The organism is Candidatus Binatia bacterium, assembly GCA_036504975.1.
Classification (GTDB): Bacteria; Desulfobacterota; Binatia; order UBA9968; family UBA9968; genus JAJPJQ01.
The window spans coordinates 1-13,758 of sequence record DASXUF010000144.1 but is presented as its reverse complement, the minus strand read 5'-3'; the positions used below and the strand labels follow the sequence as shown (position 1 = coordinate 13,758).

13 protein-coding genes are annotated in these 13,758 nt (G+C 57.7%); 11 read left to right on the top strand and 2 right to left on the bottom strand.

What is annotated here, in order from left to right:
- Nucleotides 1–68 precede the first annotated feature (68 nt).
- The 7 genes from VGL70_18270 to VGL70_18240 all read left to right on the top strand — a co-directional run bounded on the left by VGL70_18270 (nt 69) and on the right by VGL70_18240 (nt 5,530).
- Nucleotides 69–1,031: a PhnD/SsuA/transferrin family substrate-binding protein gene (locus tag VGL70_18270; protein ID HEY3305472.1), complete on the top strand. Its 963-nt coding sequence runs from the start codon at nt 69–71 to the stop codon at nt 1,029–1,031.
- 117 nt (nt 1,032–1,148) lie between these two features.
- Nucleotides 1,149–1,562, top strand: coding sequence for a PilZ domain-containing protein (locus VGL70_18265; GenBank protein ID HEY3305471.1), 414 nt, complete (start codon nt 1,149–1,151; stop codon nt 1,560–1,562).
- A 15-nt stretch (nt 1,563–1,577) separates the two neighbouring features.
- Nucleotides 1,578–1,961: a GFA family protein gene (locus VGL70_18260; protein HEY3305470.1), complete on the top strand. Its 384-nt coding sequence runs from the start codon at nt 1,578–1,580 to the stop codon at nt 1,959–1,961.
- Nucleotides 1,962–2,402: 441 nt separating this feature from the next.
- Nucleotides 2,403–2,831, top strand: a complete 429-nt coding sequence (locus tag VGL70_18255; GenBank protein ID HEY3305469.1) for a hypothetical protein — start codon at nt 2,403–2,405, stop codon at nt 2,829–2,831.
- 1,040 nt (nt 2,832–3,871) lie between these two features.
- On the top strand, nt 3,872–4,087 hold the full coding sequence (locus VGL70_18250) for an antitoxin family protein (GenBank protein ID HEY3305468.1): 216 nt from the start codon (nt 3,872–3,874) through the stop codon (nt 4,085–4,087).
- Nucleotides 4,088–4,230: 143 nt separating this feature from the next.
- Nucleotides 4,231–4,779, top strand: coding sequence for a Panacea domain-containing protein (locus tag VGL70_18245; protein ID HEY3305467.1), 549 nt, complete (start codon nt 4,231–4,233; stop codon nt 4,777–4,779).
- A gap of 541 nt (nt 4,780–5,320) precedes the next feature.
- Nucleotides 5,321–5,530: a YgiT-type zinc finger protein gene (locus VGL70_18240; protein HEY3305466.1), complete on the top strand. Its 210-nt coding sequence runs from the start codon at nt 5,321–5,323 to the stop codon at nt 5,528–5,530.
- A gap of 7 nt (nt 5,531–5,537) precedes the next feature.
- Here VGL70_18240 and VGL70_18235 read toward each other — a convergent pair whose 3' ends face one another.
- Entirely contained in the window at nt 5,538–6,926 is a 1,389-nt protein-coding gene (locus tag VGL70_18235; GenBank protein HEY3305465.1) for a UbiD family decarboxylase, read from the bottom strand.
- Between the two features lie 138 nt (nt 6,927–7,064).
- On the opposite strand from VGL70_18235, the gene VGL70_18230 reads away from it, so the two are divergent.
- The 4 genes from VGL70_18230 (at nt 7,065) to VGL70_18215 (ending at nt 12,959) form a co-directional block, all read left to right on the top strand.
- Complete coding sequence (locus VGL70_18230) at nt 7,065–10,247, top strand: fused MFS/spermidine synthase (GenBank protein ID HEY3305464.1); 3,183 nt, start codon at nt 7,065–7,067, stop codon at nt 10,245–10,247.
- 81 nt (nt 10,248–10,328) lie between these two features.
- Entirely contained in the window at nt 10,329–11,147 is an 819-nt protein-coding gene (gene proC, locus VGL70_18225) for a pyrroline-5-carboxylate reductase (GenBank protein HEY3305463.1), read from the top strand.
- Nucleotides 11,144–12,397: a GAF domain-containing sensor histidine kinase gene (locus VGL70_18220; protein HEY3305462.1), complete on the top strand. Its 1,254-nt coding sequence runs from the start codon at nt 11,144–11,146 to the stop codon at nt 12,395–12,397. The genes proC and VGL70_18220 overlap by 4 nt, the downstream gene beginning before the upstream one ends.
- A 181-nt stretch (nt 12,398–12,578) precedes the next feature.
- Nucleotides 12,579–12,959, top strand: coding sequence for a hypothetical protein (locus tag VGL70_18215; GenBank protein ID HEY3305461.1), 381 nt, complete (start codon nt 12,579–12,581; stop codon nt 12,957–12,959).
- On the opposite strand, the gene VGL70_18210 is transcribed toward VGL70_18215, so the two are convergent.
- Nucleotides 12,956–13,758: S1C family serine protease (locus VGL70_18210; GenBank protein ID HEY3305460.1), on the bottom strand; the 803-nt coding region annotated here is incomplete at its 5' end. The genes VGL70_18215 and VGL70_18210 overlap by 4 nt on opposite strands.

The window sequence follows — 13,758 nt, the reverse complement described above, 5'->3', positions numbered from 1 at the left end:
AGGGGGAGATTAAGTGGGGGTTCTGGGTTCCCGCCCTTCGGCTGCGCTCAGGACATGCTTTCACGGGAATGATATTGGTGGTCGCTATATTCTTATCGATGACCGTCTCGAGCGTCCATGCCGCCGAGATGCCGACGGTGGAAGTCGGCCTGCCGAACGATGGGCTGTTCGGTCTCGGCGGGCAGTATATTTTGGACAAGGAGCTCGACAAAAAGAACGGTTTCGTCATGAAGCCGCGCTGGGCCGGCGTGCCGGAGATCCAGCGCCTGCTCGGCATCAAAGCTGTTTCCGTCGGGCTGATGACGCCGGAGGCCGGGCTCCGCGCCAACGTCAACAACGTTCCGATTCGGCTGCTCCAGCCGTATCAGACCAGCCACATGTACGTTCTGGCGAGAAAGGATTCTCCGTATAACTCGGTCGAAGACCTCAAGGGCAAGCCGGTGGCGCTGACCTCCGAGGTGACAACGCTCTATAACCTATTCGATTTCATGATGCGCAAGCGCGGCATGAACATCGAAAAAGATTTTCAGCTCAAGAAGATGGGCGCTCCGGCGATCATCGCCGTGTTGGAAAGAGGCGACGTCGAAGCCGGGCTTCTCTGGGAAGCGCACGTCTCGCGGCTGCTCACCGGCGGAAAGTACAAAACGATCCTGGGCTTCCGCGACGAGCTATCGCGGCTGCTCAACGTCAAAGTAATGCCGGTCGTCTGGCTCGCCGGTCTCGAGCCGTGGGTAAAAGAAAACGCGGCGCTCGTTCCTAAACTCCGCGCCGCGTGGACCGAAGCGTACAAAGGCCTCCAAGGGGACGAGGCTCACTTTAAAAAATACGCCAAACAGTTCTTCGGTCTGGAAAATCCCGAAGAAGTAGCCGCCGCCTGGCCGCGGACTAAGATATTTTTGCTCCCGTCCGATTTCACCTGGCCCGAGGCTGCGACGCTGAAAGCGCAAAAGAGCTGGCTCCGAGAAGGTGTCGAGATGGGCATGTTCGCCAAGGAAGCGGCGGCGCTGATCGACGGCATGTACGCGCCATAAGGAGGTTTAAGGGTTCAAGGGTTGAAGAATTTAGCTAACCGTACGAACTCAAATTGTGATAAACTGCAAACCATCGAGAAGGCACGGCCGCTCAATTGAAACCCTGGGAGTAATTTTATGCGTCAGTTCATCCGACACCCCTCGGATGTGCCGATTGAGGTTCGCTCCGCCGGCGACAGCGACTATGTAGGCCGAGGCGGCAAGAATGTCGGCTTTGGCGGTCTTGCATTCCTTTCGGACACGGCGATCAAGCCGGAAACCATCGTCGCCTTGCGTATGCCGTGTTTGCGTCCCGTCTTCGAAGTGACAACGGCCCGAGTGGCATGGTGTAAAAACGAAGGCGGCCAATACGCCGTCGGCGTCCAGTTTCTCGACGCCGACGTGGCGTTCCGGGTGCGCATGGTCGAGCAGATCTGCCACATCGAGAACTACCGACGCGACGTCGAGATTCAAGACGGGCGCAAGCTCACGACCGAAGAAGCCGCGAAAGAATGGATCAGGCTGTACGGATCGTCGTTCCCGAATCCGTGAGTTGGGCATAGACCGATGATCTACCGGGGCAGTTGCCACTGCGGAGCGGTGCAGCTCGAAGTGGAAGCGCCCGAACGGATCACCTGCCAAGAGTGCAACTGCTCGATCTGTTCAAAATCCGCGTTCCTGCACCTCATCGTCCCGAAATCCAAATTCAAACTCCTGAGCGGCGAAGAAAACCTCACGACTTACTCCTTCAACACAGGAACAGCGCAGCACAGGTTCTGCAAAACCTGCGGCGTGAAGTCATTCTACATCCCGCGCTCCAATCCCGACGGCTACGACGTCAACGTCCGCTGCCTTCAGCCGCAACCAAAAGAGTTGACCATCGATCCGTTCGACGGAAAAAACTGGGAACTGCACGCGCCCAGGTTGGCGCATCTGAGCAAAGAAACATAACAACCGTTTGTGACGGTTAGAGTGCATGGTTGCTTCACGACAATCTCAGTTGGTCGTATTCACTTCGGCGGTTTTGATTCTGACTTGCTGTGGTTTTGTTCCCGAGAAGGTATCCCTTGATGATCCCCGCGTGAAACGACTACTTAAAGCGGTCGAGGAGGTGGACCGAGCGTCTCTTGGATTCACTCCAATCACAGACGCTCACGATGTTCGTTTGGAGAGTCGGCCCCGTGCAGGTTACGACGCCATGCTCCACATTCATGGCGCCACTAGCCGAACAATTGCGTTTCGAAAAATAAAAATACCATCTTTGTCGCATATAGCGGTGAAGACCCGCGACTAAACGACAAGAGGAAGCTTACACTCACCGAAGTGACGCCGATTCTAGCTGAATGGAAAAAGCACTAAGGGTCTGAGTTTCTTTTCCCGTCAGGAAATTGGATGAACGAGCGAGTGATAGAGCCGGACGGCAGCCAGGACTTTGGGCCGTGTGAGTGCTGTGGCGACAACAGTCGCACCGTCTGGGGATTGGTTCACCGAGAGAACTCCGCTGAGGCTGTCTACTTCGTTCACTGGTCGCTCGGTAAGATTCCCGAGAAGGGCGCGCATATCGACCTCATCCTCGGACCCTGGGGCGAGGGAACCGACCGAGCCGATCGATACGCAGTCTCGCTGGAATTTCGCCAGGGATTCGGCGTAAAGATCATCGATGCCAGCGTACGGAATATTGCGCGTCATAGCATGGTGGGGCGAGGTCTGGCGCGAGAGGACGTCATCATGACGCCGCTGGCCCAGGAAGTCTTCGAGATCATTGACGCGATTTGGGTAGGCGACGGCCGTATCGCAGAGGTGACAGGCCCGGTCACTTAGCTCGACCCTATCTACTTTGTCTTAAAGGCGTCACCCCCGAATGTTTCTATCGGGGGTCGTGCGCCCGAACCCTCCTGGATTCCCGCTTAAAGCATGCGGGAATGACGGCCTTCGGATTGGCAATTGACTTGTTGCAGCAAGCTGAGGAATTAACCGCCAGCGATTAAAATAATTCTTGACGCCGTTCAATGACGGAGCGATATTTGCGTCAGATTCTGGCCGAGATAGACACGGGGCTGAAATATGCATTTCACACCGAGCGCACTCCTCCTCCTCATTGCTTGGCTTTGCGCGCCGCCGGTCCTCATAACCCTTGGCGTAGAGGGTTGGCAGTTCCAGCGCCGCGGAGTCTTCCCTCCGGGCGAACCGCGCGGGCGATCTTCGCGCTGTTGTTGACTATTGTTACAGTTCCGCTCTTCGTAATCCTCTTTGCGTGGATTGCGCCCGGTTGGCTCTTTCGCTGGCCTGTTCACGATTACCCGGTTCCCCCCATTTTTTTCCCGGCGATCCTAGGCTGCTTCATCGTCGCGCCGCTGCTGATCCGTTGGGTGACTTGGTGAGATTGTTCGTGGGAAATACGCCCGTCGCGTAGAAAAACGACGAACGTAATCGTCCAGAATTATCCAAGGGTTGCAAAGGGGTTTCCGAACAATCATCGGTGAGTGCCGATCTCGCCGGCTTAGCGTCTCACCCATCACGTTAAATCCTACCTCGGCAAAAAATCTTCCAACCTCACTGTCTCCCAACCCATCGGCTTCAATCTTTGAAACGGCAGACACGCTTGTTCGCCCGCGCACAACGGCGGTTTGGTCGCGTCGATGATTACTTTACCGCCGGTGCGGTGCCAGAAGGGGCCGCCGGAGCTTTTTCTTGCTAAATGAGTTTTCACCAGGCACTATCGCGTCATGACAGAAACGCCCCGAGTTTCGTCCCGGAAGGTTAAATCACGACGCGGGAAGATGATGATGGGACGTTAGACGTGCGGTGAGCACCGAGGTCTGCTGTACTTGCGAGTAGCTCTGGAGTATCAGAGGTGTGAAATGACTAAGACCATAGAAGCAGTTTTTGACGGAAAGGTCCTTCGTCCTCACGACGCGCTCACACTTGAGCCGAATACTCGCGTGCGGATTACGATCGAACCGGCAGAGCCAACTGCCAAAGGCGGTGTTTCTTTTCTGGATACCGCGCTCTCACTGAAGCTGGACGGACCACAAGACTGCGCGGTGAATATTGGACGCTCATGCGATAAGATCTGAAATGGATCGCGGATAGTCATCGGCATGATCGAATCGCGGCAAGCTCAGCGTCTAAACCATTCACATTAAACCCCTACTTCGGCAAAAAATCTTCCCTTTGATAATGATTGACCTTCTATGGGGTGGTCAACTATAATTATGACGTGAAATTTATCCTGAACAAAAGGAAAGCTGCTCAAGCTGCCGCTTACTTAGTCAAACTTCATGGCGGCAAAATGGATTTACTCCTACTCATTAAGCTATTATATCTTGCAGACCGAACTGCTTTGATAAAAGCGGGATACTCAATTACGGGCGACAAGATGGTTTCAATGGAATTGGGTCCTGTTCTAAGCGCAATCTATGATGCTACAAAGCCTAAGCACCGGGAAGATGATTTGTGGTGGCATGATTATATTTCGGAACGCCAGGAAACAACGCTATACACAGTCAAAGATGATTCGGAAACCGACGAACTTTCACAGTTTGAACTAAAAATCCTAGACGAAGTCTATCAGAAATACGGCCACATGGATCCGTTTCAACTTTCAGAGTGGACTCATACGCTTCCCGAATACGCAGATCCCCACGGTGGTTCTTTGCCGATTGATCCCACTATAATTTTGAAAGATGCAGGAAAGAGCGAAGAAGAGATCCGGGAACTCACTCAGCTTTCCGAAGAAGTCGCTTTTCTTAAGAGTCTTCAGAAATAGGCGCACCGATAGTGAAACTCGGTGACGCCTTCCGATTGCAGTCCTATCGTGATCGACTCCCACACATTTGGGTTGTCGCTTACGAAGCTAACCATACGATCGTTATTTTCAACTTTTCCCCTTGGTCAAGCTGGAAAGATCACAGTTGCCGAATCGAGCCAGCCGAGTATTCTGAGTTGACGAACACATCGGTCATTATGTACGAACTCGGCCAAGTTTATGAGGGAATCGACAAAATAAAAAAGTTGGAGGACTACGGCGTTGATCATTTTGTAGCGCCCATTCCTCAGGCAGTACTAGACAAAATAATCCAAGGCGCAACCATTTCGGAACGCATAACTCCGGCGGTCCGAAAATACTTTCTGCCGACTAGGTAGCCCTTGAGCCCGAAGAGGTCGAAGAGAGCGTCTACAACTGCCGGCCAACGGCGGGCTTTGAAGCGAGAGGCATTCGGCTGGGACGAGCTTTCCGACGAGGACTTTGCTCGTCTTTTCGGTGAAGGCCAGCCCGTAAAGGTTCGTATCCGGCGTCCACCCCCCAAATCTGTGGCGCCGGTATGAATCGGATCAGTACCGACCTGCCGTTTAAGCTGTCGGAAGACCGGATTGTCATCTTCAAGCAACTGCCGGTTTTGCAGTGTAACGCATGCCGAGAGTATCTGATTGAGGATGCGGTCATGGCACGCATCGACACTCTGCTTAGGCAAGCAGACAATACGGCTGAACTCGAAGTGATCCGCTACGCCGCGTGAGGTAATCCTACCTCGGCAAAAAATCCTCTAGCCTGACCGTCTCCCATCCCATCGGCTTCAATCTCTCAAACGGCAGCCGCGCCTCTTTGCCCGCGCAAAGCGGCGGCTTCGTTGCGTCGATAATCACTTTGCCGCCGGTGCGGTGCCAGAACGGGCCGCCGGGGGGAATCGGCTCGTCGCCGGTTGGGTCCATCGGATGGATCCGGGTGCCGGGGATGATGACCATGTCGCGCTCGGGGTTGCAGCGCGTGTTGATCGCCCAGAGAACTTCCCAGTAGTTGAAGATGTTCACGTCCTCGTCCACGGCGATGGCGATCTTCGGATGGAGGATCGGGCTCGACAGCACGCCCATGAGAACTTGTTTTGCCTCGCCGTAAAAACGCGGCGTCATCTGGACGACGATGCCGAAGAGGCCGGGAAGGACCAAGAGGTTGTGCAGGTCGACGCGCCCGCCGATGTAGCGGATGTGGTTGTAGACCGCGACGCCGAAGGGAACTTTGTGAAACACGCAGCCTTCGACTTCCGAGCCGTTTTGAATCGCCTTGAAGATCGCGTCGTGGCGCATCGTGATGCAGTCGATCTCGATGACGGGATTTTTCCCCATGCCGGCGACGTAGTAGTCGTGAAACTCCGAGAACGGCCCTTCCTCTTCGCGCACGTTCGGCAGGATCCTCCCTTCCAACACGATCTCCGCGTCGTACGGGACCTCTAGGTCGTTGGTCTCGCACTTGACGACTTTCGCCGGCTCGCCGATCAGCCCGCCGGCCAGCTCCAGCTCGTCCATCTCGAACGGCCCGGTTGTGGCCGCGGCCATGTAATATAAAGGATGGTGGCCGATGAAGATGGCGACCGGCGTCGGCTCGTTCCGCGCCTCGTGTTTGTTCAAGATGTCGCGCGTGTGGCGCGGGACGATCAAGGCGCCGGTCTTCCGCGGCCCTTTGATCTGCAAGCGATGAAACGCGACGTTGCGCACGCCCGTGTCCGGGTCGCGCGCGACCATGAGGCCCGACGCTATATAAGGCGTCTCCTCGCTGCCGGCGACGTGGGCCGGAAGCTTCCTGAGGTCGACTTGATCGCCCTTCAAAATCACTTCCTTCACGGGGCCGGTCGAGACCAGCTCCGTTGGCTGCCGCTTGAGCGCGCGCTCGGCCGCTATTGGGATCAGCTTTTCTACAGTTGTCCCGTAAGCCAGCGCCGCATGGCGCAAGTTGGCGGGTGCCATGCCCAGGCTCTTCCACTTCGGGAACCCGTCCACGTTCTCGAACAGCAGCGACTTTTCTCGCGACTGATAGAGCAGGGCCCCCATCTGCGTGTGCGGATGGACGGGCTTCGTGACGCGAATGAGCTCTCCGGCTTCCTCCAGCTCTCGTATCCAACTGCGCATGTCCTTAGGCATCTGGCTTCTCCTTTATCTCGGCTTAAAACGATTTGTATGCCATCAGGCCTCGACCTTTCAAGTATGACTCTTTACACTCATTCCCAGTGCTGATATCACTGCCTGTGATTTTAATCAGGGGGGTTCGAAGGGAACGATATGACAACAGGTTTTAGCCGTTCGCGGGGCAGCGGGCTTCTTTTGATCGCTTTGCTCTGCTTCTTTTTGTCGGGCGCCGCCGGCCTGATCTACGAAGTCGTGTGGACCCGCATGCTGACGCAGATCTTCGGCAACACCACGTATGCCATCGCCACCGTGCTGGCCGCGTTCATGGCCGGACTCGCCATCGGCAGCTACTCCTTCGGCCGCATCGCCGATCGCGGCCACAACGATTTTTTGCTTTACGGCATCCTCGAGGCCGGAGTCGGCATTTACGGCCTGGTCGTTCCCTGGCTCTTTGACGCGGGACGGCGGATTTATATTCCGCTGTTTCACATAAACGACGCCTATCCCTACGTTTTCAATCTCCTGCTGTTCTTTTTGTCCTTCCTCCTGCTCGTGATCCCCACCTTGCTCATGGGGGCGACCTTGCCGCTCCTCAGCCGGTTTTTCGTCAAGAGCTTCACCGACCTCGGGCGACGCGTCGGCGACCTTTACGCGACCAACACCCTCGGGGCGGTTCTGGGCTGCGCCCTCTCGGGCTACTATCTGATCCCGGCCTATGGGATGCGGACGACGGTTTATATCGCCGCCGCGCTCAATCTCGCGATCGCCGTCGTCATCATCATCGTGGACCGGTTGCGCGACAAAGAGGTTATCGAGCCTGCGCCTGCGGAAGAGCCTGCCGTGGCCGATGCCGCTCCCGGAGCCGTGCCCTCCAATCTCGGCTGGGTGCTGCTTTTCTCCATGTGCCTTTCCGGAATGGCGGCGCTGATCTACGAGAACGCGTGGACGCGCGTCCTTACGCTCGTCATCGGCAGCTCCATCTACTCTTTCACGACCATGCTGGTGACGTTTCTCGTCGGCCTGGCGCTCGGCGGATTTCTCTACGCGCGGGCGATGGGCGAGCGCGAGGTTCGAATGGCCACCTTCGGCGTGATCGAGCTTTTGGTCGGCTTGACGGCGCTGGCGACGATCCCGCTCTTCGAGAAGCTGCCGCTGATTTTCTTGCGGCTGCTGCACGGCTTCGGCGACTCGTTCCATCTGTTTCTCTCGATTCAGGTCGCGATCTCGGCCATGGTGATGGTGCTGCCGACGCTGCTTCTGGGGATGACCTTTCCTCTGGTCGCCCGCTTGTTCACGCAGAGCCTCTATCGCGTCGGCAGCAGCGTGGGAACCTCTTACGCGGCCAACACGCTCGGCGCGATCCTCGGCGCCTTCGCCGGCGGCTTTATCCTCATCCCTACCATCGGCGTGCAGAACTCGATTCTCTTCGCCGTGATCTTGAATCTCCTCATCGGCTGGTTCCTGATCGTCGCGGACCCGCGCATGTCTTTGGCGCCGCGTCTCGTGCTCGGCCTCGCCGTTCTCGCGGCGATCGTGGTGATCCCTCTGAAGACCCCGAGTTGGGACCAACACGTAATGACGAGCGGCGTCACAGTCTACAGCGACCGCTACACTAATCTGCATCGCGACTCGCTCCGCGTCGAGGAGATGCACCGCGACAAAATCCTCTATTATAAGGAGGGCCTGACCGCCACCGTCAGCGTCCATCAGAGCACCGGCAGCGAGTACAAATATTTTCGCACCAACGGAAAAATCGACGGCTCGCACGGCGACGCTTTGAGCCAGCTCATGACCGGCTACATTCCGATGCTGTTTCACCCGACCGGGGAAAGAGCGGCGGTGATCGGGCTCGGCACCGGGATGACGAGCAAGGCGGTGGCGGCGTTTCCGGTGCGCGAGGTCGAGGTGCTCGAGATCGAGCCGGCGATGCGCGAAGCGACGAAATTCTTCAACGACAAGAACGGCAAGATTCTGGAAAATCCCAAGGTGCGCGTGATTCCCACCGACGGCCGCAACTATATTCTCGCCACGCCGAAGGTTTACGACGTGATCGCGGCCGAGCCGTCCAACCCCTGGATCGCCGGCATCGCCAATCTTTACACGCGGGAATTTTACTCGGTGGTGAAGTCGAAGCTCAAGCCGGACGGCATCTTCGCCCAGTGGTTCCACAACTATTCCATGTCGCCGGACGATTTTCGCATGGTCTTTCGCACCTTCGCCGAGGCCTTCCCCTACATGACCGTGTGGGGCATGAAAGAGAGCGATTTTCTCATGGTGGGGAGCATGCAGGAACAGGTTTTCCGCCACACCGAGCTCAAGGCGATCTTCGCGAAAAACAAAATTCTCAGGGCGGACTTCGAAGAGCTGGGCCTCAGCGACCCGTACGCCACTCTGGGCTTTTACCGCATGGGCAGGGAAGGCGCGCTCGCTTTCAGCGAGGGCGCGCCGCTGAACACCGACGACGGCGCCGAGCTGGAGTTCTCCGCGCCTAAGAACCTCGGCCGGGCGACTTCGGAGCTCAACCGCAAGCTGATGCAACCTCACTTGAGCGAGGCCCCGTGGCTGAAAACTTCCGGTGCCGCGCCCGAGGCCTTCGGCCGCTACTATCTCGCTCAGGCGCACGAGGCCAACGGCTGGCACAGCCGCGCGCTGGAGGAAGTCGAGCGGGCGATCGCCGCCGATCCCAAGAACGCCGATTTTTATGTCCTCAAGGCCAGAATACTTCTCGAAGCGGAAAAAAGTTCCGAAGCGGTCAAGGCGGCCGCCATGGCCCTGGAGCGTTCGCCCCAGGCGCTCCGAGCCGTCCTCGCCCTCCATGAAGAATTCTATCTGCCGGAAGCGAAGGTGATCTACTCCAAGGCGATCGAGATGAAAAGCAAAGACGTTCAACCCTACGTAGGGCTAGGGAAAATAGCGCTCTATTACCGCCAGTTGCCGGAGGCGGAAAAATGGCTCGAACAGGCCAGACAAATTCAACCCGATCACAAAGAGGTGCTGTTGCAATGGGGCCGTTTGCTGCTGACCAAAGGAGAAACGGAAAAAGCCAAGGATCTCCTGGAGCAGTCCAAGGAAAAAGGCGAAGACACTGCCGCTCTTTACAGCTCGCTCGGCGAAGCCTATAGCAAGCTCGAGCTTTGGCAGGAGGCCGCCGACGCCTACCGGCGCGCGCTGAGATTCAGGAGGAGCAACGTCGAATGGCGCCGCAACCTCGGCATCGCGCTCGCCAAGCTGGGAAGAGTCGGCGAGGCGGAGCAAAAATTCCGCGAGATCCTGGCGATCAGCTCCGAGGACGCGGAGGCCTGGCAGGAGCTTAAAAAAATCGGCAAACGGTATTAAAATAAAGCGGTAGGGATTAGACTGTAGGCGGAAAGCAGAAAGATATAAGCTTTTGCTGTCTACTGCTTCGAAGGTAAGAGGATGCTCAAGGACAAAATCGGCGTGATCGGCGCGGGCAAGATCGGCTCGGCGATCGTGCGCGGGGTGATCGGCGCCGGCCTGGTGCAAAAGAAACAGGTGATGGCGAGCGACGTGAGCGAAACGCTCCGCCAGTCCGTCGCCGCCGAGCTGGGGATCGAAGTCACGCCGGATAACGACAAGGTCTGTCAATTCGCCGATATCGTGATTCTCGCGGTCAAGCCCCAGATCATCGACGCGGTAGTCAAAGAGATCGCCGGCATGTTGGGTAAAACAAAACTGCTGGTCTCCGTCGCGGCCGGCGTTCCGCTCTCCCGGATCGAAAACAATTTAGCCAAGGGGGCGCGCGTCGTGCGGGTGATGCCGAATATCACCTGCGTGGTCGGCGCCGGAGCTTCCTGCTATGCCGGAGGAGAGAACGCCACCGCGGAGGATCTCGAAAGAGTCGGTGCGATCTTAAACAGCTTCGGCATCGGGCTTCCGTTGGAAGAAAAATATTTGGACGCGGTGACCGGTCTCAGCGGCAGCGGGCCGGCTTATGTATTGCTTTTTATCGAATCGCTGGCCGACGGCGGGGTTCAGGTCGGCCTCAGCCGGGACGTGGCGTTGAAGCTCGCGCTCCAGACGGTTTACGGCTCCGCGCTGATGGCGCTCAAGAGCGGGAAACACCTGGGAGAGCTGAGGGGCGAGGTCACCTCGCCGGGAGGAACAACCATCGCCGGACTGTACGCCTTGGAGAAGGGAGGCATGAGGGGGACCGTGATGGAAGCCGTGTTGCAGGCGACCCGTCGCTCGCAAGAGCTGGGAAAGGGGCGGTCGTGAGCGCCGTCAATCCGCTGGAAGCCGACAGCGAAATTCGCATCCTGGGTCACATCGCCGACTTCATGGGGACCACCATGGCCCTGGAGGAGGTCATCAGCGCGGCGATGCGCTTCACCGCGGCCATGATGGGGGCCGACGGTTCTTCGATTCTCCTCCTCGACCGCGAACATACCAACCTCAAGTTTTTTATCGCGCTCGGCGAAAAAGCGAGCCAGCTCAAAAACATGACGCTGTCGAAAGGGGAAGGGATTGCCGGATTCGTCGCGGAAACCGGGTTGCCGATGGTCGTCTCCGACGTGCGCCGGGAGACCCGCTTTGCCAAGCGCGTCGATCGGACGACCGGCTTTCAAACTCGGGCGATCGCCTGCGTGCCGCTCAAAGTAAGGGGAGAGCTCAAGGGCGTCATCGAGGTGGTGAGCAGGAAGGCGGGGATCTTTGGCGACAAGGAGCTGGACATGCTCACGGCGATCGCCGGACCGGTCGCGATCATGATCGAGAACGCGAGGCTGATCCAGGAAGTCAAAACCTTGCACGACAAGCTCGGCGAGGCGACCCGGCTCAAGGCCGAGTTTCTCGCCACCATGACGCACGAGATGCGCACGCCGATCAATATCGTCATCGGCAACCTCGATCTTCTCCTGGGCGGCTTTCTCGGCGCGACCAACGAGCGGCAGAGGAAATGCCTCGAGACGGCGCTGCGCAATTCCGGCGAGGCGCTCAATCTCGTGAGCAGTCTTTTGGATCTCTCCCGCTTCGAGGCCGGGCAATTCGTCATCCGGGTCGAGGAGTTTCGGCTCGAAGAGGTCTGGACCGAGCTGGAGCTCTTGTTCCGGATCGGACTCAGCGGCAAACCCGTGGAGCTGTCCTGGGAGATCGAGGGAACCCTTCCGGCTCTCAAGACCGACCGTATGAAGGTCAAAGAGGTCTTGAGCAACATCGTTTTCAACGCGGTCAAATACACCGACAAGGGGCAGGTCAAGGTGACCGCCTCTCCGGTCGGGCCGGGCGAGCAAATAAACATCGAGATCAAAGACACCGGCGTCGGCATACCCCGGGAGTCGTTGCCGCTTATCTTCGAGCCGTTCCGGCAGGTGGAAGGCTCGGCGAGCCGGAGCCTCGGCGGCGTGGGCCTCGGTTTGGCTATAGCCAAGAGGCTGCTTAATCTGCTGAACGGCAAGGTAGAAGTGGACAGCGAGGTGGGAAAGGGGACGACGTTCCTGATCACCTTGCCGGCCCGGTATTCGGCCTGAGCGTAAAAAGGGATGAAGGATGAAGGCGGAGGGATGAAACAAAAGCAATGCAGAACGGGAATCCTTTTTCATCCTTCATCCCTCAGCCCTCATCCTTTCGAGGCGGCTTGACACTACCGGAAACTTTGGATAATTTCGCCAATAGTTCAGGGAACGACTTCAATCGTCGAAGGAGGAAGCGATGAAAACCGTTAGATGGCTTGCAGTTCTGTCGTTGGTGATCGGTGGATTTCTCGGCAGCGTCTCGGCACAAGAGGAGAAAAAGGCAGAGGAGAAAAAGGCAGAGGAGAAAAAATCCGCGAGAGAAGTAGAGGGCGTTATCAGCGCCGTCGGACAGCGCACGATCACCTTTCAGATGGAGCGCAAGGGCAAAGTCCGCGAAGAGGTCGTCGGCGTCGACGATAAGACGGATATCGAGAAAGAAGGGCAGAAGATTAAATTGAAAGACCTGCAAGAAACCGACAAGGCCATGATCAAGTACGAGCCGGATGCCTACACTCCGGCCCAGTCCGTTAAAGTGGTCGGCAAAGGGGAGTTGAAGAAAACCGGAGGCGACGACTAAGTCCGGTAAAAGTTCCCTCGATCGGCGCCGACCACGGATAGATCGAGCGCTTCTTCGTCCCTCAGGATGTGGAAGGATATGCGCTCGCCCGGTCTCTTTTTCCAGATCTCCCGATAAAGCTCAGGACGGGAGCGGATGTTCTGCCGCTCCACTTGGATGATGATGTCTCCCTCCCTGAGGCCGCTCCTTTCCGCCGGCCCTCCGGGCACCACGCCGGCGATCACGACGTGTCCCCCCATGTGCTGCGGATAAAAACCCAGCCAGGGCCGCGGCGCGCGGCTCAGCACCCGGCCGTGCCGCTTCAACTCCTGCTCGTGCCTGAGGTAAAGCTCGATCGGGATCGCCAGCGAAAACTTTCCAATGTCGTTCAAGTTGAGGGAGACGACGCCCATCAACCTGCCTTTGAAGTCCGCCAGCGGTCCACCGCCGAAACCGGGATTGAATGCGCTCAAGCGAATGCTTTTCTCCAGCATGTATTCCCAGTGGCCGTCGTAGCCTTCCGTCGAGGTCACGTAGCCGCCGTTGACTCTCCTCGCCTGCCCGCCGCCGCTGGCGACGATCAGCGCAGGTTGTCCCAGCTCCAGCTCCTCGGCCGGCGCGGAGCGCAGAAACGGAAAATCCTTGCCCGGAATCTTCACCAGCGACAGGCCCGTCTCCTGGTCCTGGGCCGCCAGCTCCGCGGGATACTGCTCGCCGTCGGCGAGCGTCACCGTGATCGACTCGGCGCCGACCGTGACGTAGTGGACGGTCAAGATATATCCGGCGCCATCGACGATGGTTCCCGATCCGGACCGTTCCG

Coding starts and splice junctions, on each gene's coding strand:
- VGL70_18215 (HEY3305461.1), top strand. CDS start 12,579: ATGAAAACCGTTAGATGGCTTGCAGTTCTGTCGTTGGTGATCGGTGGA.
- VGL70_18255 (HEY3305469.1), top strand. CDS start 2,403: ATGAACGAGCGAGTGATAGAGCCGGACGGCAGCCAGGACTTTGGGCCG.
- proC (HEY3305463.1), top strand. CDS start 10,329: ATGCTCAAGGACAAAATCGGCGTGATCGGCGCGGGCAAGATCGGCTCG.
- VGL70_18230 (HEY3305464.1), top strand. CDS start 7,065: ATGACAACAGGTTTTAGCCGTTCGCGGGGCAGCGGGCTTCTTTTGATC.
- VGL70_18270 (HEY3305472.1), top strand. CDS start 69: ATGATATTGGTGGTCGCTATATTCTTATCGATGACCGTCTCGAGCGTC.
- VGL70_18260 (HEY3305470.1), top strand. CDS start 1,578: ATGATCTACCGGGGCAGTTGCCACTGCGGAGCGGTGCAGCTCGAAGTG.
- VGL70_18250 (HEY3305468.1), top strand. CDS start 3,872: ATGACTAAGACCATAGAAGCAGTTTTTGACGGAAAGGTCCTTCGTCCT.
- VGL70_18235 (HEY3305465.1), bottom strand. CDS start 6,926: ATGCCTAAGGACATGCGCAGTTGGATACGAGAGCTGGAGGAAGCCGGA.
- VGL70_18265 (HEY3305471.1), top strand. CDS start 1,149: ATGCGTCAGTTCATCCGACACCCCTCGGATGTGCCGATTGAGGTTCGC.